20 protein-coding genes are annotated in these 23,407 nt (G+C 68.9%); 13 read left to right on the top strand and 7 right to left on the bottom strand.

Annotation, left to right across the window (positions count from 1 at the left end):
• The 3 genes from MTBSS4_RS19410 to MTBSS4_RS19400 all read left to right on the top strand — a co-directional run bounded on the left by MTBSS4_RS19410 (position 1) and on the right by MTBSS4_RS19400 (position 3,488).
• Entirely contained in the window at positions 1 to 1,068 is a 1,068-nt protein-coding gene (locus MTBSS4_RS19410; RefSeq protein ID WP_173985013.1) for an NAD-dependent epimerase/dehydratase family protein, read from the top strand.
• Complete coding sequence (locus MTBSS4_RS19405; protein ID WP_173984900.1) at positions 1,065 to 1,865, top strand: glycosyltransferase family 2 protein; 801 nt, start codon at positions 1,065 to 1,067, stop codon at positions 1,863 to 1,865. Before MTBSS4_RS19410 ends, MTBSS4_RS19405 begins: the two co-directional genes overlap by 4 nt.
• A 153-nt stretch (positions 1,866 to 2,018) precedes the next feature.
• Positions 2,019 to 3,488 (top strand): hypothetical protein, encoded by a 1,470-nt coding sequence (locus MTBSS4_RS19400; protein ID WP_173985012.1) that lies wholly within the window; start codon positions 2,019 to 2,021, stop codon positions 3,486 to 3,488.
• 3 nt (positions 3,489 to 3,491) lie between these two features.
• On the opposite strand, the gene MTBSS4_RS19395 is transcribed toward MTBSS4_RS19400, so the two are convergent.
• Entirely contained in the window at positions 3,492 to 4,442 is a 951-nt protein-coding gene (locus MTBSS4_RS19395) for a UDP-glucuronic acid decarboxylase family protein (protein ID WP_173985011.1), read from the bottom strand.
• Between the two features lie 65 nt (positions 4,443 to 4,507).
• Positions 4,508 to 6,406, bottom strand: a complete 1,899-nt coding sequence (locus tag MTBSS4_RS19390) for a nucleoside-diphosphate sugar epimerase/dehydratase (protein ID WP_173985010.1) — start codon at positions 6,404 to 6,406, stop codon at positions 4,508 to 4,510.
• Between the two features lie 145 nt (positions 6,407 to 6,551).
• Here MTBSS4_RS19390 and asnB point away from each other — a divergent pair, with 145 nt between their 5' ends.
• From asnB to hemW, 3 genes are read left to right on the top strand one after another with little or no spacing between them, the layout of a single operon-like run.
• Complete coding sequence (asnB, locus tag MTBSS4_RS19385) at positions 6,552 to 8,312, top strand: asparagine synthase (glutamine-hydrolyzing) (protein ID WP_173985009.1); 1,761 nt, start codon at positions 6,552 to 6,554, stop codon at positions 8,310 to 8,312.
• Complete coding sequence (locus MTBSS4_RS19380; protein WP_173985008.1) at positions 8,309 to 9,127, top strand: polysaccharide deacetylase family protein; 819 nt, start codon at positions 8,309 to 8,311, stop codon at positions 9,125 to 9,127. Before asnB ends, MTBSS4_RS19380 begins: the two co-directional genes overlap by 4 nt.
• On the top strand, positions 9,124 to 10,245 hold the full coding sequence (gene hemW / locus MTBSS4_RS19375) for a radical SAM family heme chaperone HemW (protein ID WP_173985007.1): 1,122 nt from the start codon (positions 9,124 to 9,126) through the stop codon (positions 10,243 to 10,245). The genes MTBSS4_RS19380 and hemW overlap by 4 nt, the downstream gene beginning before the upstream one ends.
• Positions 10,246 to 10,248: 3 nt before the next feature.
• Here the strand turns inward: hemW and MTBSS4_RS19370 are convergent, their stop codons facing one another.
• Positions 10,249 to 10,650, bottom strand: a complete 402-nt coding sequence (locus tag MTBSS4_RS19370) for a Rieske (2Fe-2S) protein (protein ID WP_173985006.1) — start codon at positions 10,648 to 10,650, stop codon at positions 10,249 to 10,251.
• A 78-nt stretch (positions 10,651 to 10,728) separates the two neighbouring features.
• A complete protein-coding gene (locus MTBSS4_RS19365) occupies positions 10,729 to 12,114 on the bottom strand; it encodes a class II 3-deoxy-7-phosphoheptulonate synthase (RefSeq protein ID WP_173985005.1) in 1,386 nt (461 codons plus the stop codon).
• Positions 12,115 to 12,230: 116 nt separating this feature from the next.
• On the opposite strand from MTBSS4_RS19365, the gene MTBSS4_RS19360 reads away from it, so the two are divergent.
• Positions 12,231 to 12,848, top strand: coding sequence for a class I SAM-dependent methyltransferase (locus MTBSS4_RS19360; protein ID WP_173985004.1), 618 nt, complete (start codon positions 12,231 to 12,233; stop codon positions 12,846 to 12,848).
• A gap of 35 nt (positions 12,849 to 12,883) precedes the next feature.
• On the opposite strand, the gene MTBSS4_RS19355 is transcribed toward MTBSS4_RS19360, so the two are convergent.
• Complete coding sequence (locus MTBSS4_RS19355; RefSeq protein WP_173985003.1) at positions 12,884 to 13,147, bottom strand: hypothetical protein; 264 nt, start codon at positions 13,145 to 13,147, stop codon at positions 12,884 to 12,886.
• A 139-nt stretch (positions 13,148 to 13,286) separates the two neighbouring features.
• Here MTBSS4_RS19355 and MTBSS4_RS19350 point away from each other — a divergent pair, with 139 nt between their 5' ends.
• From MTBSS4_RS19350 to shc, 6 genes are all read left to right on the top strand, one after another.
• Positions 13,287 to 13,847: a gamma-glutamylcyclotransferase gene (locus tag MTBSS4_RS19350; RefSeq protein WP_173985002.1), complete on the top strand. Its 561-nt coding sequence runs from the start codon at positions 13,287 to 13,289 to the stop codon at positions 13,845 to 13,847.
• Positions 13,848 to 14,062: 215 nt separating this feature from the next.
• A complete protein-coding gene (locus MTBSS4_RS19345) occupies positions 14,063 to 15,769 on the top strand; it encodes a methyl-accepting chemotaxis protein (RefSeq protein ID WP_173985001.1) in 1,707 nt (568 codons plus the stop codon).
• A gap of 197 nt (positions 15,770 to 15,966) precedes the next feature.
• Complete coding sequence (gene hpnA / locus MTBSS4_RS19340; protein ID WP_173985000.1) at positions 15,967 to 16,959, top strand: hopanoid-associated sugar epimerase; 993 nt, start codon at positions 15,967 to 15,969, stop codon at positions 16,957 to 16,959.
• On the top strand, positions 16,956 to 18,140 hold the full coding sequence (locus MTBSS4_RS19335) for a glycosyltransferase (protein ID WP_173984999.1): 1,185 nt from the start codon (positions 16,956 to 16,958) through the stop codon (positions 18,138 to 18,140). Before hpnA ends, MTBSS4_RS19335 begins: the two co-directional genes overlap by 4 nt.
• Entirely contained in the window at positions 18,137 to 18,991 is an 855-nt protein-coding gene (gene hpnD / locus MTBSS4_RS19330) for a presqualene diphosphate synthase HpnD (protein WP_173984998.1), read from the top strand. The genes MTBSS4_RS19335 and hpnD overlap by 4 nt, the downstream gene beginning before the upstream one ends.
• 135 nt (positions 18,992 to 19,126) lie before the next feature.
• Positions 19,127 to 21,052 (top strand): squalene--hopene cyclase, encoded by a 1,926-nt coding sequence (gene shc, locus MTBSS4_RS19325; RefSeq protein WP_256367424.1) that lies wholly within the window; start codon positions 19,127 to 19,129, stop codon positions 21,050 to 21,052.
• Between the two features lie 15 nt (positions 21,053 to 21,067).
• Here the strand turns inward: shc and MTBSS4_RS19320 are convergent, their stop codons facing one another.
• Together MTBSS4_RS19320 and MTBSS4_RS19315 are read right to left on the bottom strand one after the other, a co-directional pair.
• On the bottom strand, positions 21,068 to 22,486 hold the full coding sequence (locus tag MTBSS4_RS19320) for a trypsin-like peptidase domain-containing protein (protein WP_173984996.1): 1,419 nt from the start codon (positions 22,484 to 22,486) through the stop codon (positions 21,068 to 21,070).
• Between the two features lie 107 nt (positions 22,487 to 22,593).
• Positions 22,594 to 23,406 (bottom strand): ABC transporter permease, encoded by an 813-nt coding sequence (locus MTBSS4_RS19315; RefSeq protein WP_254432665.1) that lies wholly within the window; start codon positions 23,404 to 23,406, stop codon positions 22,594 to 22,596.
• Between the last annotated feature and the right edge of the window lies 1 nt (position 23,407).

The following is a 23,407-nucleotide window of genomic DNA, read 5'->3' as shown; positions in this document are numbered from 1 at the left end:
ATGAGCGTTGTGATCGTTACCGGCTCGGCCGGGCTGATCGGTTCCGAGGCGGCCCGCTTCTTCCACGGCAAGGGCCTGGACGTCGTCGGCATCGACAACGACATGCGCCGGGTGTTCTTCGGCGACGGCGCCAGCACCGCATGGTCGCAGACCCAGCTTGAATCCGAGCTGAGGAACTACAGCCACCAGACCATCGATATCCGCGATACCGCCGCCATCGACGCCCTGTTCGCCCGCCACGGCAAGTCCATCGCGGCGGTGATCCATACGGCGGCGCAGCCGTCGCACGACTGGGCGGCCCGCGATCCCCACACCGATTTCACGGTGAACGCCAACGGCACCCTGTCGCTGCTGGAAGCCACCCGCAGGCATTGCCCGGATTCGCCCTTCATCCACTGCTCGACCAACAAGGTCTACGGCGACACCCCCAACCGCCTGCCCCTGGTGGAGATGGAAACCCGCTGGGAGCTGGACCCGTCGCATCCCTATGCCAGGCACGGCATCGACGAGAGCATGAGCATCGACGGCTGCATGCATTCGCTGTTCGGCGTGTCCAAGGCGGCGTCCGACCTGATGGTCCAGGAATACGGCCGCTATTTCGACATGAAGACCGCCTGCTTCCGGGGTGGCTGCCTGACCGGCCCCAACCATTCCGGCGCCCAGCTGCATGGGTTCCTGTCCTATCTGGTCAAGTGCGCCGTCACCGGCGACCCCTATACCGTGTTCGGCTACAAGGGCAAGCAGGTCAGGGACAACATCCACGCCTTCGATCTGGTCAACGCCTTCTGGCACGTGGTGCAAAAGCCGCGCTCGGCCGAGATCTACAATATCGGCGGCTCGCGCCATTCCAACTGCTCCATGCTGGAAGCCATCGCGGTGTGCGAGGACCTGACCGGCCGGCCCATGAACTGGAGCTACGCCGACGGCAACCGCGCCGGCGACCACATCTGGTGGATCAGCGACGTGCGCCGCTTCCAGTCGCATTATCCCGACTGGGCCTATACCCACGACATCCGCTCCATCCTGGCCGAGATTCATCAGGCCATGTCCGAAAGAGCCAGGGCGTGAGCGACATCGCCGTCCCGTCGCGGGCGGATTGGGTGGCGGCCGGCGTGCCCGGCCTGCTGTCGGTGGTGATTCCCGCCCACAACGAAGAGGGCAATCTGTGCGTCACGGTGCCGGCGCTGATCCAGGCGCTGGAGGCGGCCGGCATCGCCCACGAGATCGTGGTGGTCAACGACAATTCCAGCGACGGCACCAAGGCCGAGCTGCTGGACCTGGAATCCCGCTATCCGGCGCTGCGCCACGTCGACAACACGCCCCCCAACGGTTTCGGCTTCGCGGTCCGGCGCGGACTGGCGGAATTCCGGGGCGAGGCGGTCGCCGTGGTCATGGCCGACATGTCGGATTCCCCCGACGATCTGGTGGTGTACTGGAAGACGTTGCAGCAGGGCCACGACTGCGTGTTCGGCTCGCGCTTCATCAAGGGCGGCAAGGTGGTGGATTATCCGCTGCACAAGCTGTTGCTGAACCGGATGGCCAACACCTTCATCCGGGTGCTGTTCGGGTTGAAGCTGAACGACACCACCAACGCCTTCAAGTGCTTCCGCCGCGAGGTGATCGCCGGGGTTCAGCCGATCCTGGCGCACCATTTCAACCTGACGGTGGAACTGCCGCTGAAGGCCATCATCCGCGGCTATTCCTACGCGGTGGTGCCGATCTCGTGGCACAACCGCAAGACCGGCGTTTCCAAGCTGCGCATTCGCGAGATGGGCTCGCGCTATCTGTTCATCGTGCTCTATTGCCTGATCGAGCGGCTGCTGTCGCGCGGCGACTACCGCACCCGGCCGACCCAACGGGGATAAGGCCGATGTCGTTCTGTCACAGCCGACCTCACCCTGAGGAGGCCCCTTCGGGGGCCGTCTCGAAGGGCGAGGTCTTGGCCCGCCTCGATCCTTCGAGGCTTCGCACCTCAGGATGAGGCTATTGGCAATGAGTCAGGTCGAGGGTTGATCAGCATGATTCCCCTGCGCGGCCGCGCCCTGGTCGCCGCCGCCGCCCTGGCGGTCGCCGCCGCCCTGCTGCTGCTGCTGGTCCGCGCCGAATCCGCCATCTCGTTCGCCCGGCCGCTGCTGGTGGTGACCAGCGGCGCCGAGGAGGAAGGCGTGCTCGGCATCCTGCGCGCCATGGACGGCGCCGCCTATACCGATCCGTCGCGGATTCCGTTCGCCGCCAGCTATTACAACTGGCTGTTCTTCGGCCTGTTCGCCACCGCGATCGGCGCGGTCAAGGGGGCGTTGGGCCTCGACGTCGCCTGGGTTCCCACCATCGGCCGCTTCGTCGGGCTGGCCGGGGCGCTGCTGTGCGGCTGGATTGCCTGGGCCTGCCTGCGCCGGGCGGCGCCGTCGGGAAATGCGCTGGTCAACGCCCACAACCGGCTGCTGGCCGTCTGGCTGGCCATCGGCCCCCTGGTGGGGTGGTGGGCGCTGTCGCTCAATCCGGAACTGTGGGCCACCGCCCTGTCGGAAGCCGCCATCCTGGCGGTGCTGACGGGATACGAGCGGCGCCGGCTGGCCTCGGTGGCCCTGGCGGCCGCCCTGGCGGCGGCGGCCTGGGGCTTCAAGCAATCCTATCTGTTCGTGCCGCTGGGCCTGGGGCTGTTCTTGCTGCTGCGCCTGGAGATCAGGGCCATCATGGTGCTGGCGGCGGTGTTCGCGGCGGGGGTGGCGGCGCCGGTCCTGCTGGGCGGTCCCGAATACCGGGGCATGTTGCTGGCCTTCCAGGGCTCGGATTTCGCATGGTGGCAACTGGAGCGCAACCTGCTCAACACCGCGCCGAAGATCGTGCCGGTGGTGCTCGGCGCCCTGCTGGTCCTGCCGCTGCTGCGGCGCTGGCGGGCGGTGCAGGACGACACCCCGCTGCTGCTCGGCCTGTGCTGCGTGCTGGCCTGCCTGCCGGTGCTGCCGGCCAGCGCCAAGGTCGGCGCGGCGGAGAATTATTACTTTCCGCTGGTGTTCTTTCTGGCCCTGCTGGCGGGACGCGGCGTGGCGGGCCTGGAGCAGCGCGGCTGGCCGCGCCTGCCCACCATCGCCCTGACGGCGGCGTGGCTGCTGGAACTGGCCGCCTGCGCCCTGGTGGTGGCCGGCATCGGCGGCGTCAGAAGCGTGCGCGACATGGATGCCCGCTATCGGGTTCTGCGCGACTGCGTCGCCGCCCTGCCGGCGCCGATGTATTCCCACGACCCCTATCTGCAATTGCCGTGGATGCGGGAAGACGGGCCGCGCTTCGTGCTGGCCTACCAATACGACATGGAACGCGCCAAGGGCCGCGTCTTCGAGGGCGGCGGCGTGGGCGGGCTGATCCGCGACGGCTGGTTCGCGTCGCTGGCGTTGCCCGGCGGCCGCGCGGTCATCGACGGCGCCACCCTGGAGCGCTACCGGCGGCTGCCGGAGACCTGCAACGGGCTCGACCTCTATCTGAGGCGCTGATCCTCAGGCCTTCATGCGCTCGCGGAAATAGGCGATGGTGCGCTCCAGCCCCTGTTCCAGCGGGATGGTCGGTCCCCAGCCCAGCTTTTCCCCGGCCAGGGCGATGTCGGGCTGGCGCTGGCGCGGGTCGTCGGCGGGCAGCGGCAGGAATTCCAGCTTCGAGGCGGATTTGGTCAGGCGCAGCACCGTCTCGGCCAGTTCCAGCATGGTGAACTCGCCGGGATTGCCCAGGTTGATGGGGCCGGTGACGTCGTCGGGCGAGCCCATCAGGCGGACGAAGCCCTCGATCAGGTCGTCGACGTAGCAGAACGAGCGGGTCTGGCTGCCGTCGCCGTACATGGTGATCGGACGGCCTTCCAGCGCCTGGACGATGAAGTTGGACACCACGCGGCCGTCGTTGGGGTGCATGCGCGGGCCGTAGGTGTTGAAGATGCGCGCCACCTTGATGCGCAGGCCGTGCTGGCGCCAGTAATCGAAGAACAGGGTCTCGGCGCAGCGCTTGCCCTCGTCGTAGCAGGCGCGCGGCCCGATGGGATTGACGCTGCCGCGGTAATCCTCGGTCTGGGGATGGATCTCGGGATCGCCATAGACCTCGGAGGTGGAGGCCTGGAAGATCTTGGCGCGGACCCGCTTGGCCAGGCCCAGCATGTTGATGGCGCCGTGCACCGAGGTCTTGGTGGTCTGGACCGGATCGCGCTGATAGTGAATCGGCGAGGCCGGACAGGCCAGGTTGTAGATCTCGTCCACCTCGACGTAGAGCGGGAAGGTGACGTCGTGGCGGACCAGCTCGAAATAGGGATTGCCCAGCAGGTGGGCGATGTTGTCCTTGACGCCGGTGAACAGGTTGTCGACGCACATGACGTCGCAGCCCTCGGCCAGCAGGCGTTCGCACAGATGCGATCCCAGGAACCCGGCCCCACCCGTCACCAGAACCCGCTTGCGACCGTATTTCATGGATGTGAATCCCCAGAATGATGCCCCGCCTTCCTAAGGCAATGGCTTGGAAATGACAAGCGAAGTCACTCTCCGGTTCCGTTCTCGCCGGGCCGGTATTCCGGCACCAGGCGGCGGACGATGGACAGGGCCGGTTCCGGCTGGTGCGCCCGGCAGGCCTGGGCCAGCTCGTCGATGGCGATGCCTAGCTCCTCGGCGTCCACCGCGCGGGGCGAGGCCACCAGCACGCCGGGGCGGCCGGTGGCGACCGGCGGCTCGGCGCCGTGGAAGATTTCCTCGAACAGCTTTTCGCCGGGCCTGAGGCCGGTGAAGACGATTCCGACGTCATGGTCGGGGCGCAGTCCGGCCAGCCGGATCATCTGGCGGGCGAGATGGACGATCCGGACCGGCTCGCCCATGTCGAGCACGAAGATCTTGCCGCGATAATCGGGATGCTCCACCCCGAAGGCCGAGGCTTGCAGCACCAGTTCCACCGCCTCGTGCACCGTCATGAAATAGCGGGTCATGTCGGGATGGGTGACGGTGATGGGGCCGCCCTCGGCCAGCTGCTTCTGGAACAAGGGCACTACCGAACCGGTCGAGCCCAGCACGTTGCCGAAACGCACGGTGACGAAGCGGGTGCCGCCGGGGGTCTGGCCGGCCACCAGGTCCAGCGCCTGGGCGTACATCTCGGCCACCCGCTTGGACGCGCCCATGACGTTGGTGGGATTGACCGCCTTGTCGGTGGAAATCTGCACCATCAGCGACACGCCGGCGGCGACGCAGGCATCGGCGACGATGCGGGTGCCGACCGCGTTGGTCAGCATGCCTTCCTCGGGATTGTACTCCACCATGGGAACGTGCTTGAGGGCGGCGGCGTGGAACACCAGTTCCGGCCGGTGCCGCTCCATCACCGAACGGACCCGGACCGCGTCACGCACGTCGCCCAGCACCGGCACGTGTTCCGGCCCGTCCTCCTGGCGCGACAGCTCCTGGTCGATGGTGTAGAGGTTGAACTCGCAGGCCTCGAACAGCACCAGCCGTTCCGGCCCGAACGCGCCGATCTGGCGAACCAGTTCCGAGCCGATGCTGCCGCCGGCGCCGGTCACCATCACCCGGCGGCCCCTGATCAGGCGTTCCATGTCGGCGCGGTCCAGCGCCAGCTGGGGCCGGCCCAGCAGGTCCTCCACCGCGATCGGGCGCAGCGTCAGCGTGTCGGCGATGCCGTCCTTCAGGTCGGTCAGCCGCGGAATGCGGGCCAGGCTCATCCCCAGCCGGTCGGCGGCGTCCAGCAGGTCGCGCACCACGGCGCCGTCCAGCCGGTGATCGGTGATGATCAGGCGCTGCGGAGTCTGGCCCCGGCGCGCCAGCCCGGCCACCACCTCGTCCAGGTCGTCGATGGTGCCCAGCACGTCGATGCCGTGGATGTTGCGGCCGACCCGACCGCCGCGCTCGGCCACCAGCCCGATTGCGCGATACTCGCCGTGATCGGCGCGGGTGGCGCGGATGAACAGCTCGGCCTCGTCGCCGGCGCCCACCAACAGGACGGGAATGGAATCGCCGCGGGCCGAACGCGCCGCCTGGAGGCGGTCCTTGACGGTGCGGTAGAGGAATCGGGGCCCACCCAGCAGAGCCAGCAGCACGAACCAGTTGATGACCAGCACCGAGCGCGGCATGCTTTGCAGCCGGGTCATCAGGAACAGCACCGCCAGGAACACCAGCACCGTCAGGGTGGCGGCGCGGACCAGGGCCAGCAGGTCGTTGACCGAGGCGTAGCGCCATACGCCGCGATACAGCTTCTGCGACAGGAACACCGGCATGGCCACCAGGGCGAACAGCCCGGTGCCCAGCGCCAGGTCGCCGCTGCCCCAGTACAGCCAGATGTCGTCGCCCAGGCGCAGGTACAGCGCCGCCACGAACGACACCGCCGCCATGACGACGTCATGGACGAAGGCCACATGGGCGCGAGACAGCGTTTCCTTCATTCCCCCGACCCTGGGATGCCAGACGGACCCCATGTTTAGCCGACAGCGCCGCCCGGTCCAAGTCGAAACGCCTTCCCTGGAACGTGGCGGGGAAATGCGCTATGGCTTTGCTCCGCCGTCCCGATTCCCGGAGCCCCGCGCCCGCATGTGTGGTCTTGTCGCCCTCTTCGCCCACGGCCCGGACGCCCGTCTGGTCGATCCCATGGAGATGATCCGCATCCGGGACGCCATGCGGGCGCGCGGCCCCGATGGCGACGGCGCCTGGATGGGGGCCTATGGCCGGGTGGTGATGGGGCATCGGCGGCTGTCGATCATCGATCCCAGCCCGGCCGGCGCCCAGCCCATGGTGGCGGGCGAGGGCCGGGACGAGACCGCCATCGTCTTCAACGGCGAGATCTACAATTACCGGGCGCTGAAAAAGCGGCTGGAGATTCAGGGCGTCAAATTCCGTTCCGGTTCCGATACGGAAGTGGTGCTGGAGATGTACCGCCGCGAGGGGCCGGCCATGCTGGCCAGCCTGCGCGGCATGTTCGCCCTGGCCATCTGGGACGGCCGCCGCCAGGGATTGCTGGTGGCCCGCGACGGCCTGGGCATCAAGCCGCTCTATATCGCCGATGACGGCAAGACGGTGCGGGTGGCGTCGCAGGTCAAGGCGCTGCTGGCCGGGGGCCGCATCGACACCGCTCCCGATCCGGCTGGCCATGCCGGCTTCTTCCTGTGGGGCCATGTGCCCGAGCCGCATACCCTGTACCGGGGCATCCGCGCCGCCCGGCCCGGCGCCTGGGAATGGTGGGGGCCGGGCGGCCGGGACGGCGGCACCTTCTTCGACCTGGGGGCCGAACTGCGCCGCCCCCAGCCGGTGGCCGGCGTCGACCTGAAGGCGGCGCTGGAGGATTCGGTGGCGCATCACCTGATCGCCGACGTGCCGGTGGGGGTGTTCCTGTCGGCCGGCCTCGATTCCACCACGCTCTGCGCCATGGCGGCGCGCCAGGCCGGCGGCCGGCTGCTGTCGGTCACCCTGGCCTTCGCCGAATTCGAGGGCACCGAACATGACGAGGCGCCGCTGGCCGAGCTGGCCGCCCATCATTTCGGAACCGATCACGTCACCGCCCGCATTCCCGCCGCCGCCTTCGCCGCCCAGCGCGGCCGAATCCTGGCCGACATGGATCAACCCTCCATCGATGGCGTCAACGTCTGGTTCGTCGCCCGCGCCGCCGCCGCCCGCGGCCTCAAGGTGGCGCTGTCGGGGCTGGGCGGCGACGAGTTGTTCGCCGGCTACGACACTTTCCGCCAGATTCCCCGGATGGTCTCGGCGCTGGGGCCGTTCGGGGCGATGCCGGCGCTTGGACGCGGCTTCCGAAGGGTCAGCGCCGGGCTGGTCCGCCGCTTCGCCTCGCCCAAGCTGGCCGGCATTCTCGAATACGGCACCTCGCTGCCGGACGCCTATCTGCTCAGGCGCGGCCTGTTCATGCCGTGGGAGCTGGACCGGGTGATGGACGCCGACATGGCCCATGCCGGGCTGGAGGCGCTGGCGCCGCGCCTGCGGCTGGCCGAGGCGGCCGGCGGCATAGCCGACGACCGGCTGGCCATCTCGGCGCTGGAAATGCAGTTCTACATGCGCAACCAGCTGCTGCGCGACGCCGATTGGGCCGGCATGGCCCATTCGCTGGAAATCCGGGTGCCGCTGGTGGACACCGCCCTGCTGCGCGGCGTGCTGGCCCTGCACGCCGCCGACCGGGCGCCCACCAAGCGGGACATGGCGCTGTGCGCCAGTCCGGCGCTGCCCGCCGCCATTCTGGGACGGCCCAAGACCGGCTTTTTCGTGCCGGTGGCCCAATGGCTGGGCGAGACCTCGCTGCGCGGCTGGGCCGGGCGGGTCCACGCCGCCGCCCTGGGGCGGACATGAGACCGCGCGAGCTGCTGGCTCCGCCCGCCCTGGCGGCCACCCGGCTGTTGCGGCGGTTCAGGCCGGACGGCGGCATCCGCATCCTGATGCTGCATGACGTTCCGATATCGCAACGGCCAGCCCTGGCCGCCCTGGTGGCCGGGTTGAAGGCTGCCGGAACCCTGCTCGACCCCGCCACCGCCCGCCGGCGGCTGGAGGGCGAGCCCGGCCCCGGCGGGGTGCTGCTCAGTTTCGACGACGGCTTCGCCTCCAACCTGGAGGCGGCCGAGACCATCCTGGCGCCGCTGGAGGTCCGGGCGCTGTTCTTCGTCTGCCCCGGCCTGATCGATCTGGGCGAGGCCGAGCAGCGGGCCGCCATCGCCGCCAACATCCTGCGCGGCCAAAGGCCGGCCCCGGAGGGCCTGATGGACTGGCGCGGCGTCGAGCGCCTGGCGGCGCTGGGCCACACCATCGGCAGCCATACCCGCGACCATCTGCGGCTGGCCGGACTGAGCCCCGACCGTCAGGCGGAACAGGTCGGCGACGCCGCCCGGCTGCTGGCGTCAAGGCTGGGGGCGGCGCCGGACTGGTTCGCCTACACCTTCGGCGACATCGACAGCATCGACCGCTCCGCCCTGGCCGAGATCGGCCGCCATCACCGATTGTGCCGCTCCGGCGTGCGCGGCCTCAACACCGCCGACACCCCCAGGCTGGCGTTGCGCGGCGATCATGTGGACCTGGAGGCCTCGGCGGTCTGGCGGGCGCTGACCGTCGAGGGCGGCCTCGACCCGCTCTATCGCAAGCAACGGCGGCGGCTGGACGGAATGGTTCCATGAGTTTTGGCCTCTATATTCACTGGCCGTTCTGCCTTTCCAAATGTCCCTATTGCGATTTCAACAGCCACGCCGCCGGCGTCATCGACCACGCCCGCTGGCGCCGCGCCCTGCTGGCCGAGCTGGATCATTTCGCTTCCGAGACCAGGGGCCGCCGGCTTGACTCGGTGTTTTTCGGTGGCGGCACCCCGTCGTTGATGGAGCCCGGCACCGTCGCCGCCCTGATGGAAGCAGCCGGCCGGCACTGGAGCCTCGCCCCCGATCTGGAGGCGACGTTGGAGGCCAATCCCACCAGCGTCGAGACCGGCCGCTTCCGCGCCTTCCGCGAGGCCGGCATCAATCGGCTGTCGCTGGGCATCCAGGCGCTGGACGACGAGTCGCTGCGCTTTCTCGGCCGCCGCCATTCGGGCGCCGAGGCGCTGGCGGCGCTGGCCGCCGCCCGGGCGGTGTTTCCCCGCGTCTCGTTCGACCTGATCTACGCCCGCCCCGGCCAGACCCGCGAGCGGTGGCGCGACGAACTGGCCCTCGCCCTCGCCCTGGCCGGCGGGCATCTGTCGCTCTACCAGCTCACCGTCGAGGACGGCACCGCCTTCGCCCCGCTCCATCGGGCCGGGGCCTTCGCCCTGCCTGGGGACGACGAGGCCGCCGCCCTGTTCGAGCTGACCCAGGAGATGACGGCATTGGCCGGATTGCCGGCCTACGAGATTTCCAACCACGCCCGCCCCGGCGCCGAATGCCGCCATAACCTGATCTATTGGCGGGGCGGCGACTGGGTGGGGATCGGGCCGGGCGCCCATGGCCGGCTGAACGGCGAGGCCACGGCCCAGGCGCGTTCACCCTCCCAATGGCTGGCGGCGGTGGAGGCCGCCGGCCACGCCACCGAGACCCGCGAGATGCTGGACGCGGATTCCCTGCGCCAGGAGCGGTTGCTGATGGGATTGCGCCTGACAGAGGGAATCGGGCCGGACCGGCTGGCCGGGCTGGAGCCGGTCCTGGACGCCGCCGGGCTGAAGCGTATGATCGACGGCGGTTTCGTCACCCGCGACGCCGCCGGATTGCGGGCCACCGCCCGCGGCCGGCTGGTGCTGAACGGGGTGCTGGCGGCGCTGGTGGCCGGCTGATTTCTATGATTTTCCGCTGCCGGACCGGTGGCGCGGCTCCTCCGGCCGGTCCGGCGCGCGCGAGGCGGCCGCCACCTCCACCTTGCCGTCGCGCACCGCGACCGGAAAGGGCTCCAGCCCGCGGCCCGAGCAGGGGCCGCGCACGCAGCGGCCGCTATGAATCTCGAACAGGGCGAAATGATTGGCGCAGAGGATGTTGGCCTTGAACAGATCGAGGAACGCATCGTCCTCCAGGTTCAGCGGCGCTCCCACATGCGGGCAGGAATTGACGTAGCCGAACACCCGCCCATCGCGGCGCACCACGAATATCCGGAGCCGGGCCCCGTTCCGGTCCACCACGAAGCCCTTGGCGCCGGGGTCGTCGAGGTCGTCGAAATCGCAAAGAACGGTGGGTGGGATGCTCATGACATCCCATATGGGACGCGGCGGGTGAAACGGCCAGTGCCGCCGGCTCACCCGACCGATTGTCCGGCCTGGGCGCGGCTACCGCGCCGCCGCCCTGGCCTTGGCGCGGGCCTGCACCCGTTCGTCCTTGAGCTGCTCGGCGATCAGGAAGGCCAGTTCCAGCGCCTGGGTGGCGTTCAGCCGGGGGTCGCAATGGGTGTGATAGCGGTCGCCCAGGCTGGCCTCGGTGACGGCGGTCATGCCGCCGACGCATTCGGTGACGTCCTGGCCGGTCATCTCGAAATGGACGCCGCCGGCGTGCGAGCCCTCGGCCTTGTGGACGGCGAAGAAGGCGCGGACCTCGGCCAGGATGGAATCGAACACCCGGGTCTTGTAGCCGCTGGCCGCCTTGACGGTGTTGGCGTGCATGGGATCGCACGACCACACCACCGAGCGGCCCTCGCGCTGGACGGCGCGGATCAGCGGCGGCAGCGCGGAGGCGATCTTCTCCGCCCCCATGCGGGTGATGACGGTGATGCGGCCGGGCTCGTTGCCGGGATTGAGCTGGTCCAAAAGGCGCAGCAACTCGTCCGGGGCCATGCCGGGGCCGGCCTTGAAGCCCAGCGGGTTGCGGACGCCGCGCAGGAATTCCACATGTCCGGCGTCGAGCTGGCGGGTGCGCTCGCCGATCCACAGCATGTGGGCCGAGCAGTCGTACCACTCGCCGCTGGTGGAATCGACGCGGGTCAGCGCCTGTTCGTAGGGCAGCAGCAGCGCTTCGTGCGAGGTGAAGAAATCGGTCTCGCGCAGTTGCGGCGTGGTCTCCGAGGTCAGGCCGCAGGCCTCCATGAAGGCCAGGGTCTCGTCCAGGCGGGCGCACAGGTCCTGATAGCGGGCGCCCTGAAGGGTGCCGGCGACGCAGGACAGCGTCCACTGATGCACCTTGTGCAGGTCGGCATAGCCGCCCTGGGCGAAGGCGCGCAGCAGGTTCAAGGTCGCGGCCGACTGGTTGTAGGCGCGGATCATGCGCTGCGGGTCGGGGATGCGGGATTCGGGGGTGAACTCGATACCGTTGATGTTGTCGCCGCGATAGCTGGGCAGGGTGATGCCGTCGATGGTCTCGGTATCGGCCGAGCGCGGCTTGGCGAACTGGCCGGCCATGCGGCCGACCTTGACCACCGGCATGGCGGCGCCATAGGTCAGGACCACCGCCATCTGGAGCAGGGCGCGGAAGGTGTCGCGGATGTTGTTGGCGCGGAACTCGACGAAGCTTTCGGCGCAATCGCCGCCTTGCAGCAGAAAGGCCCTGCCCTCGGCGACATTGGCCAGGGCGGCGTTCAGGCGCCGGGCCTCGCCGGCGAACACCAGCGGCGGGAAGTTGCGCAGCGTCTCCTCGGCCTCGGCCAGGGCGTCCTGGTCGGGATAGGTGGGAACCTGATGGATCGGCTTCGCGCGCCAGCTTTCCGGCGACCAGTTCTCGGACATGGACTCCCTTTCTCGCGACTGCGAAGAACAATGGGCTTCTATACGACTCCCGGCGTCATATTTCCAGTACCTCTCTCATCCTGTATTATGTCGGCGAATCGAGGATGGGCGGGATCATGACCGGACGCAGGGATCATTGGGAAACGGTGTGGACCACCAAGTCGCCCGAGGCGGTGTCGTGGCATCAGGACGATCCGGCGCCGTCCCTGGCGATGATCGAGGCGGCCGGCTTGCGCAAGGACGCCGCCATCGTCGACGTGGGCGGCGGCGCATCGGTGCTGGTGGACCGGCTGCTGGAACGGGGCCACGTCCATGTGGCGGTGCTCGACGTGTCGGGCGCGGCGCTCCGGGTGGCGGCGGAGCGGCTGGGGCCGCTGGGCGACGACGTTCACTGGATCGAATCCGACGTCACGTCGTGGTCGCCGGTACCGGGGCTGTTCGACCTGTGGCACGACCGCGCCGTGCTGCACTTCCTGACCGACCCGGCCGAGCAGGCGGCCTATGCGGCGGTGCTGAAGCGGGCGACCGGGCCGGGGGCGACGGTGATCCTGGCCACCTTCGCTCCCGACGGTCCGGAAAAATGTTCCGGCCTGCCGGTGCGCCGCCATGACGGGGCCACGTTGTCGGCGCTGCTGGGTCCGGACTTCCGCCTGATCGAGGAACGGCGCCAGGCCCACGTCACTCCGGGCGGCTCCACCCAGAATTTCGCATGGTGCCGCTTCGCCAGAGTCTGAGGCCGCCCGGCCGGGGCCGGGCGGCCCGCCGCGACCTATTTCCAGCCGGCTTCCTTTTCGCAGGCCTTCATTTCGGCGGGGTTCTTCTTTTCCCAGGCGGTGATGGACAGGGTCTCGTTATCGTCCATCTTGTTGTTCATGCAGGTGCAATACTTGGTCACCACCTCCACGGACACCTTGGCGTCGGCATTGTCGCTGACGCATTTGGCGACCCACTTGACATCGTCGGCGCCGGCATGGGCGGCGCCGCCCGCCAGCACGGCCACGGAAAGACAGAGCGCGCCAATCGTGAATTTCATGGTATTCCTCCCGACAGAGATTGCCCCCGAGCGCCTATGGCCTTCGTTCAGGCCAAAAGCATGGTACTCTGATGATTCGGGCCGGAGAAGCCGTTTCTCGGCCCTGGATGGCGGACGCGCCATCTGTCATTGTGCCGCCATGAAAAATCATGACGACCTCTGGGTGTTCGGCTACGGCTCGCTGATGTGGCGGCCCGGCTTCGAGTACGACGAGGTCCGCCCGGCCGTGCTGGAGGGCTGGCGCCGCGACTTCTGCGTCTGGTCGCGGCACTGGCGCGGCACGCCCGAGCGTCCGGGGCTGGTGCTGGGGCTGGACAAAGGGGGGTCGTGCCGGGGACTGGCCTTCCGGGTGCCGGGCGAGCGGGCCGCCGCCGTGATCGACTACCTCGACGAACGCGAACTGATCGGCTACGCCTACCAGGCCCGCACCCTGCCGGTGCGGCTGGATGGGGGCGCGACGGTGGAGGCCTATACCTTCGTCGCCGACACCGCCCACCACCATTATGCCGGCGCCATGCCGCTGGAACGGGCGGCGGCCATCATCATGGACGCCGAGGGCCGGGCCGGCCTCAACCGCGACTACCTGATCAACACCATCCGCCAGTTGGAGAAGGACGGGTTCGCCGAACCCGGCCTGCACCGCCTGCTGGTGGAGGTGGAACGCCAGACCGGCATCATCGAGGCCGGATCGGGCATCTGATCCAAGGGGCAATGGTATTACTATGGGCCGGCGCTTAAGTATTAACAGGCGCCGAACAGGAGAAATTGTCCTTTGAACAGAATGTAATATGGATGCTCCGGTATTATTGTAATTCGATATAGGGCGTATGTATGTAGAATATTGCCCGTATTCAACCTTGGCCCATATCCGAACAGTATGATGATGAATGAACATCACTGGTCGGAGCTAGGGACATGACTCTGTCAAACATCAAAATCGGCGCGAAAATCCTTCTGATCGTCGGATTGATGGCGGCATTCATGGCCGGCATCGCCGTCACCGGCGTTTCATCCCTGTCCAGCATGCACAATGCCTCCGAGGAGATGCATCTGGCCGGGACCGAGGCGGTCCTGGGGGCCCGGATCAACGGCAACGTGCTGGCGCTCAACCGGGCCGAATTCCGCGCCGCCGCCGCCCTGACCGAGGAGAACGTCCGCGAGGCCAAGAGCGCCGTCGCCGAACAGCGCGCCCTGGTGGAAAGCCGGCTGAAACAGGTTATGGCCACCGCCGGCCCGCGCCAGACCGAATTGCTGAAGACGGTCGAGACGGCCTACAAGGCCTATCTGCGCGAGCTGGACGACACCCTGGCCAAGGCCGAACAGCATGCCGGCAAGGTGGAGATCACCGGCGGCCAGCAGGAGGTCTCGGCCTCGGCCATGGCCAGCCGGGCCGCCGCCGCCAGGCTCCAGGACTCCATGCGGGCCTATATCGAGTTCACCGACGGAAAGTCGGAACAGTTCGCCCAATCCGCCGACGCGACCTATGACAGCATGCGCACCCTGCTGATCGCGGCGGCGCTGGCCGGAATCGTCATCGGCGTCGTGTTGGGGATGCTGATTTCCACCAAGGGAGTGGCCCAGCCGATCCGGATGATCGTAGCGGCGCTTCAGCGTCTGGCCCAGGGCGACCTGACCACCGAGGTGGTCGGCGCGTCGCGCCGCGACGAGGTCGGCGACATCGCGCGGACCATGCAGGTGTTCAAGGACAACATGATCCGCAACAGGCAGATGGAGGAGGAGGCCAAGGCCGCTGAGCTTCGCGCCGCCGAGGAGCGCCGCCGCGCCATGCTGGCCCTGGCCGATTCGTTCGAGGCCTCGGTCAAGGGCATCGTCCATTCGGTGTCGTCGGCGGCGACCGAGATGCAGACCACCGCCGGCGCCATGAGCGCCAACGCCGAACAGACCTCGCGCCAGTCCACCGTCGTCGCCTCGGCGTCGGATCAGGCGACGGCCAGCGTCCAGACCGTCGCCGCCGCCACCGAGGAACTGAGCAGCTCCATCGGCGAGATATCGCGCCAGGTCAGTCAGGCGGCCAGTTCGTCGCAAAGCGCGGTGGGCCAGGCCGAGGACGCCAACAGGCGGGTGCAGGATCTGTCGGAGGCGGCGACCCGCATCAGCCAGGTGATCAGCCTGATCACCGACATCGCCTCCCAGACCAACCTGCTGGCGCTGAACGCCACCATCGAGGCGGCCCGCGCCGGCGAGGCCGGCAAGGGCTTCGCCGTGGTGGCGGGCGAGGTCAAGAACCTCGCCAACCAGACCGCGCGGGCGACCGAGGAGATCTCCCAGCAGATCAGCGCGGTGCAGACCTCCACCAATCTGGCGGTCAACGCCATCGGCAACATCGTCGGCACTATCCGCGACATCAACGCCATTTCCTCGGCCATCGCCTCGGCGGTCGAGGAGCAGGCGGCCGCCACCGGCGAGATCAGCCGTAATGTGGAACAGGCGGCGGCCGGCACCCAGGAGGTTTCCAGCAATATCGCCGGGGTCCGCGACGCCGCCACCGAAACCGGCGCCGCCGCCAATCAGGTGCTGGGCGCCGCCAGCGAACTGGCCCAGCAATCGGAAAGCCTGCGCGGCGCCGTGGACGGCTTCATCCAGCAGGTCCGGGCGGGGTAGGGCCTTTCCGTCCGGAACCATCATCGTCCTTGGGCAGGGGCGGCCGGTCTGACCGGCCGCCCCGCTTGCGTATCCGCCGCCGTCGGCGACCCTGCCCGGCGATACAAAGAATCAGTGGCGAATCGCCCCACAAACGTTGTAACTAGCTGCCGTTCGCCTGGACGATTCCTCGTCCGGGTTTTTCGGGTTGTTCGCGCATGACCGGCAAGTATCTCGTCACCGGGGCAACCGGATTCGTCGGTTCGGCCATCGTCCGCGCCCTGCTGGCGCGCGGCGAGACGGTGTGCGTGCTGGCCCGGCCCGGCTCCAACCGCCACAACGTCGCCAGCCTGAAGGTGGCGGTGGTCGAGGGGCGGCTGGAGGACGAGGCCTCGCTCCGCCGGGCCATGCACGGCTGCGCCCGCCTGATTCACGCCGCCGCCGATTACCGCATCTGGGTTCCCGATCCGGCGGCCATGATGGCGGCCAATGTCGATGGCACCCGCGCCCTGATGCGGGCCGCCCTGGCGGAAGGGGTCGAACGGGTGGTCTACACCTCCTCGGTCGCCACCCTGGGGCATGTGGAGGGCGGCTCGGCCGACGAGGACACGCCCAGCACCATCGCCGACAAGGTCGGCCCCTACAAGCAGTCCAAGTTCCTGGCCGAGGAGGCGGTGCGCCGCATGGTGGCCGAGGACGGCCTGCCGGCGGTGATCGTCAATCCCTCGACCCCCGTCGGTCCCGGCGACGTCAAGCCGACCCCCACCGGCCGCATGATCGTCGAGGCCGCCTCGGGGCGCATGCCGGCCTATGTGGATACCGGCCTCAACATCGTGCATGTGGAGGACGTGGCCGAGGGGCATCTGCTGGCCATGGAGAAGGGCCGCGTCGGCGAGCGCTACATCCTGGGCGGCGACAACATGAGCCTGGCCGGCATCCTGGCCGAGATCGCCCGGATCACCGGCGGACGTCCGCCGGTGATGAAGCTGCCCCGGGCGCCGCTCTATCCGCTGGCCGTGGCGGCCGAGGCCTGGGCGCGGATCAGCGGCAAGGAGCCGTTCGTCACCGTCGATGGCCTTAGGATGTCGCGATGGCACATGTTCTTCTCCTCGGCCAAGGCCGAGCGCGAGCTGGGCTACCGCCACCGTTCCGCGCACGAGGCGCTGAAGGCGGCGGTGGAATGGTTCCAGGCCAAGGGGGATGTGTCATGAGTCTCGCGTCCCTCGCCGGATTGATGGCGCTGGCCGCCTGGGGCTGGCTGCTGACCATGCGGGGCGGCTTCTGGCGGGTCGAGCCGGCTGTCCGCCGGCCCCCTCCGGCCGAATGGCCCGAGGTGGTGGCGGTGATTCCCGCCCGCGACGAGGCAACGGTGATCGGCGACGCGGTGGAATCGCTGCTGTCGCAGAACTATCCCGGTCGGGTGTCGGTGGTGGTGGTGGATGATCACAGCGGCGACGGCACCGCCGAGATCGCCCAGGCCCGCGCCGAATCCCTGGGGGTGGCGGCGCGGCTGACCGTGGTTCGGGCTCCCGACCTGCCGCCGGGCTGGACCGGCAAGATGTGGGCGCAGCATCACGGCGTCGCCACGGCGCGGGCATTGCGTCCCGATGCCGGATTGCTGCTGCTGACCGACGCCGATATCGGCCACGGCAAGGGCGAACTGCGCCACATGGTGGCCCGGCTGCTGGGCGAACGCCTGGACATGGCGTCGCTGATGGTCAGGCTGCGCGCCCGCACGTTGTGGGAACAGGCGATCGTGCCGGCCTTCGTGTTCTTCTTCCGCATGCTTTATCCGTTCTCGTGGGTGTCTGATCCGCGCAGCACCACGGCGGCGGCGGCGGGCGGCTATGTGCTGATCCGCCCGGCCATGCTGGAGCGCATCGGCGGCGTCAAGGCCGTCCGGGACGCCCTGATCGACGACTGCACCCTGGCCGCCAGGGTCAAGGAGAAGGGCGGAAGGCTGTCGCTGGATCTCGCCGAGGAGACCGTGTCCCTGCGCGGTTATGACGGTCCCGAGGGCCTGTGGCGGATGATTTCGCGTTCCGCCTACACCCAGCTGCGCCATTCGCCGGTGCTGCTGGCCGGCACGGTGGCGTCCATGCTGCTGGTATTCGTGGCGCCGCCGCTGCTGGCGCTGCGCGGCCACGGCGGCTCGACCGCCGGCGCCCTGGCCTGGGCGGCCATGACCCTGGCCTATCTGCCCATGATCCGTCATTACCGCCTGCCGCCGTTCTGGGCGCCGCTGCTGCCGGCGGTGGCGCTGTTCTATCTGGGCGCCACCATCCACTCGGCGGTCCGCTATTGGCAGGGCGGTGGCGGCGAGTGGAAGGGCCGCATCCAGGACGGCCTTGCCGGCGCCGCGCCCGAGGGGTCCGGGGGACCGTCGTCATGACCGCCCTGGCGATCGACGCCGGCCAGTACGCCATGGTCGCCGACAAGGTCCGCGCCTCCGGGTCGTCGTTCTACTGGGGCATGCGGCTGCTGAGCCGGCCGCGCCGCTTCGCCATGTACGCCATCTACGCCTTCTGCCGCGAGGTGGACGACATCGCCGACGAGCCGGGCGATCCCGAGACCAAGCGGCGTCAGCTGGCCGAATGGCGCGACGAGATCGACCGCCTCTACCAGGGCCGCCCCGCCCATCCCATCGCCCTGGCCCTGGCGGGGCCGGTGCGGCAGTTCGCCTTGCCCAGGGAGGATTTCATCGCGGTCATCGCCGGCTGCGAGATGGACGGCCGCAACGAGATGGTGCGTCCCTCCATGGCCGATCTGGAGCTGTATTGCGACCGGGTCGCCTGCGCCGTCGGGCGGCTGTCGGTACGGGTGTTCGGCGAGATGCGGCCGCGCTCGCTCGACGTCGCCAACGCCACCGGCATGGCGCTGCAATTGACCAATATCCTGCGCGACGTGGCGGTGGACGCACGGATCGGCCGTCTTTACCTGCCCGACGAGCTGCTGAGCGCCCACGGCATCGCCAGCCGCGATCCGGCCGAGGTGCTGGCGCATCCGAACCTGGTGGCGGCGTGCCGCGATCTCGGCGCCACCGCCCGGCGCTATTTCGAGGACTCCGACCGGGGCATGGCCGAATGCTCGCGTGCCGCCATGCGGCCGGCGACCCTGATGAAGGAAATGTACCGGGCGATATTCCGCGAGGTCGAAGCCGAGGGCTTCGTTCCCCGCGACCCGCCGGTGAAGCTGTCCAAGGGATTCAAGGTGTGGTGCATCATCCGCCACGGCTTGCTGTAGGCAATGATCGACGAGCCGATGACGACGTCATTGGCGAGGAGTTGCGGGCAAAGCCCGGCGCGGCTTATGCCGCGGGAGCCAAGCCGCCGGAGGCGGCGCCCGGCGATTGAGGGCAATTATTCGAAGAGGTCGACCGTGTCGTTCAGCGAAAAGATTTCCCTCGAAAAGGTGATCAGCGACTCCGCCGCCGCCCTGATGGCCAAGCAGAGGGATGACGGCCATTGGGTGTTCCAGCTGGAGGCCGACGCCACCATCCCGGCCGAATACGTGCTGTACCTGCACTATCTCGACGAGCGCGATCCCGAGATGGAGCGGCGCATCGGCGTCTATCTGCGCGACATCCAGGACCGGACCCACGGCGGCTGGCCGCTGTTCCACGGCGGCGACCTCAACATCAGCGCCTCGGTGAAGGCCTATTACGCGCTGAAGGCCATCGGCGACGACGTTGACGCGCCCCACATGAGGACGGCGCGGGAAGCGATCCTGGCCCATGGCGGCGCCGCCGCCTCCAACGTCTTCACCCGTACCCTGCTGGCGCTGTTCGGACAGATCCCGTGGCGGGGCGTGCCGATCATGCCGGTCGAGATCATGCTGCTGCCCAAGTGGTTCCCGTTCCACCTGGACAAGGTCAGCTACTGGTCGCGCACCGTCATCGTGCCGCTGGTGGTGCTGATGAGCCTGCGCCCCAGGGCGCGCAACCCGCTGAACGTCAATATCCCGGAACTGTTCGTCACCCCGCCCGAGACCGTGACCAACTGGTACCTGGACGAGGCGCGCTCCAACTGGGCCTATGTGTTCCGGGCGCTGGACCGGGTGCTGCACAAGGTTTTCCCCTTCTTTCCCAAGGGACTGCGCCGGCGGGCCATCGACAGGGCCGTCGCCTTCGTCGACGAACGCCTGAACGGAATCGACGGACTGGGCGCCATCTTTCCCGCCATGGTCAATTCGGTGCTGATGTACGACGTGCTGGGCGTGCCCAAGGACGATCCCCGCGTGGTCATCGCCAAGCAGTCGATCCGCAACCTGATCGTCGAGGAGGGCGAGCGCGCCTGGGTCCAGCCCTGCCTGTCGCCGATCTGGGACACCGCCCTGGCCACCCACGCCATGCTGGAGGTCGGCGGCCCCGAGGCCGAGGCGGCCGCCCGCAAGGCCTGCGACTGGATGGTGGAACGCCAGATCACCGACGTGGTCGGCGACTGGGCGGCGCAGCGCCCCGGGCTGGAACCGGGCGGCTGGGCCTTCCAGTACGCCAATCCCCATTACCCCGACGTGGATGACACCGCCGTGGTGATGGCGGCGCTGGACCGGGTCGATCCGCAGGCTTACGGGGAGTCCATCCGCAAGGGCGCGGTGTGGCTGCGCGGCATGCAGTGCAAGGACGGCGGCTGGGGGGCGTTCGACGCCGAGAACACCGCCTATTACCTCAACCACATTCCCTTCGCCGATCACGGCGCCCTGCTGGACCCGCCCACCGCCGACGTGTCGGCCCGCTGCGTCTCGGTGCTGTCGGTCCTGGGCAAGCGTCATTCCGACGTGACCGCGCATGAAGGCGTCGATTACCTGCTGCGCGAGCAGGAGGCCGACGGCTCGTGGTTCGGCCGCTGGGGCACCAATTACATCTACGGCACCTGGTCGTCGCTGGCGGCGCTGAACGCCGCCGGCATCGCCCACGACCATCCCGCCATGCGCAAGGCGGTGCGCTGGCTGGAATCGAAGCAGCGCGAGGACGGCGGCTGGGGCGAGGACGGGCGCTCGTACTGGACCGACCAGCCGCGCGGCGAGGCGACGGTGTCGACGCCGTCCCAGACCGCCTGGGCTCTGCTGGGCCTGATGGCCGCCGGCGAGGTCGCCAATCCGGCGGTGGCGCGTGGCGTCGACTATCTGATGCGCACCCGCAACGACGAGGGATTGTGGGACGAGGCGCATTACACCGCCGTCGGCTTTCCCCGCGTGTTCTACCTGCGCTACCACGGTTACCGGCAGTTCTTCCCGGTGTGGGCCCTGGCCCGCTACCGCAACCTGACCACCGGCAATGCCGGGCCGGTGATGCACGCGCTGTGACGCCGGGGCGCCGGATCAGCGGAAGAAATCGTCCACCGCGATGGCGAAGTTGAGACCGTCGGCGTCGCGGATGTGGAAGGTGGTGATGCCCACCAGATTGCCGGCGGAATCGAACAGGCCGCCGCCCGACGAGCCGGCCGAGATCGGGGCGCTGGTCTGGACGTAGCGGATGCCCTTGATGCTGCGCAGGCCGGACACCAGCCCCTGGCCCAGCGTCGCCTCCAATCCCCTGGGGGCGCCGATGGAATAGACGGTCTCGCCCACCTTCAGGTCGTCCCACGACCGCACGCCGGGCACCGCCGACAGCCGGCCCGGCGACACCGTCAGCTGGCAGCGGTCGGTTTCGGAATCGCCGCCCGACGGCGTGGCGCGGACCATCTGGCGGCCCTGGCGCAGCCAGACCGACGCCATTTCGGCGATGACGTGGCAATTGGTGACCAGGGTGCGTTCATCCATGGCGACGGCCGAGCCATAGCGGACCTTGCGTTCCCTGAGATCGTCGTCGTTGCGCGCCGCGACCACCACATGGACGGACCGGCCGACGGTGGCGAACACGTCTTCGGCCCCCATCCGGGCGCGGCCGGGCGAGCGGCGCAGCGATGCCGGCAGCGGCTGCCATTGCGGCAGCTTGGCGGCCTCGGCGGCGACGGCGCCATGGCCGGCGGGGGGAACTCCCAGGGCGGCGGGAACCTCGACCGGCCCCTGGCGTTCGGGCAGGCGTCCGGGACGCCACGCCGCCGCCGAGGTCTCGACCTTGGCCAGCAGGTCGGAGGGAATCGCCTTGGCCAGCTCCGCCTTGAGAAAATAGGATTCGGCGGCGCAATCGCCGTAGCGGAAACGGCTTTCGAACAGGGGATGGCTTTCCGGCCGGCCCAGGTCGCGGCGGCTGCCCGCCGCCACCATCACCCAGAACAGCGCCTGCGACCGGTTCTTTTCCAGCCAGCCGCCGCGATCGTGGCCGTGGGCCATCCGCAGCTGGGCCAGGCAATTCCCCTCGGCGGCGAGGGAGGAATACAGCTCGGCGGCGGCGGCGCCGTCCTCGCCTTCCAGCAGGTAGGCGCGGACCAGCCGCGCCCAGGGCGCGCCCTGGGCGGCGGCCCGGTCGAGATAGGAACGCGCCAGGGCGGCGTTCCTATCGGCGCCACGGCCATACCAGTAGGCGTCGAACAGGCGGCGCAGGGCGGTGGTGCCGCCGCCGTTCGCCGCCCGCTCCCACCAGCCGATGGCGGCGGCGGGGTCGTAGGCCGGGCTGGCGGCATTGGCCAGGACGTCGCCCAGCCATAAGGCGGCGACCGTGTCGCCCGCTTGGGCGGCGACGGTGCATTGGCCGAGTTCCGAGGGGCTGGCTGGCTTCGCCGTGCACGCCGCCTCGGCCGGAATTCCCGGCCAAAGGGCGAACGAAGCCGCCAGGACCCATCCCCGCCACGAGCCCATGGTTTCTCCCCTGATGCTCTGACAGACTTTGAGGACGCATCATAGCGCGGACACTGCCCTCAGGTCTTCACCCTATTTTAATTTTTGGCATGGTTCGAAAATCGGGCCTATCCCTTGAGCTTGTAGCCGGTGGCCAGCATGCGCCAGGTGGCGGCCAGCAGCAGGCAGTCGGCCACCGCCACCACGGCCACGCCCACCGCCGCCGGGGCGTCGCCGTGGCCGATGAAGCCGGCCCGGAACCCGTCGATCATGTAGAAGAACGGATTGGCCAGGGCGAAGGCGTGCAGATTCTCGGGCAGGCGCTCGATGGAATAGAAGGTGCCCGACAGGAACGACAGCGGCGTGACGATGAAATTGGTGACGGCGGCCATGTGGTCGAACTTGTCGGCCCAGATGCCGCCCAGCATGCCCAGCAGCGACAGCATCAGCGAGCCCATCACCGCGTGATAGACGATCAGGCCGGGGGCCGAGGCCTGCATGGGCACGAACACCACCATGGCGGCGGTGACGGCGCAGCCCACCGCCAGGCCGCGGGCGACGCCGCCCAGCGCCACCGCCAGGGTCATCTCGATGCCCGACAGCGGCGGCATCAGCATGTCGATGATGTTGCCCTGGACCTTGGCGATGATCAGCGACGACGAGGTATTGGCGAAGGCGTTCTGGACCATGGCCATCATGATCAGGCCGGGGGCGAGGAACTGGATGAACGGCACCCCCCCGACCTCGGCCGCGACCGGGCCCAGCGCCAGCGAGAACACCGCCAGGAACAGCAAGGTGGTGACCACCGGGGCCATGATGGTCTGGAAATAGACCTTGAGGAAGCGGCGGACCTCCTTCATGAACAGGGTCCAGGCTCCCAGCCAGTTGACGGCGCCGTAGCTGCGCGGCGGCGGGGGCAGGGGATTGGCGTCGTCTCTCATG

This window comes from Magnetospirillum sp. SS-4, from assembly GCF_902729425.1.
Lineage (GTDB): Bacteria > Pseudomonadota > Alphaproteobacteria > Rhodospirillales > Magnetospirillaceae > Phaeospirillum.
This window is presented reverse-complemented; position numbering and strand designations above follow the sequence as displayed.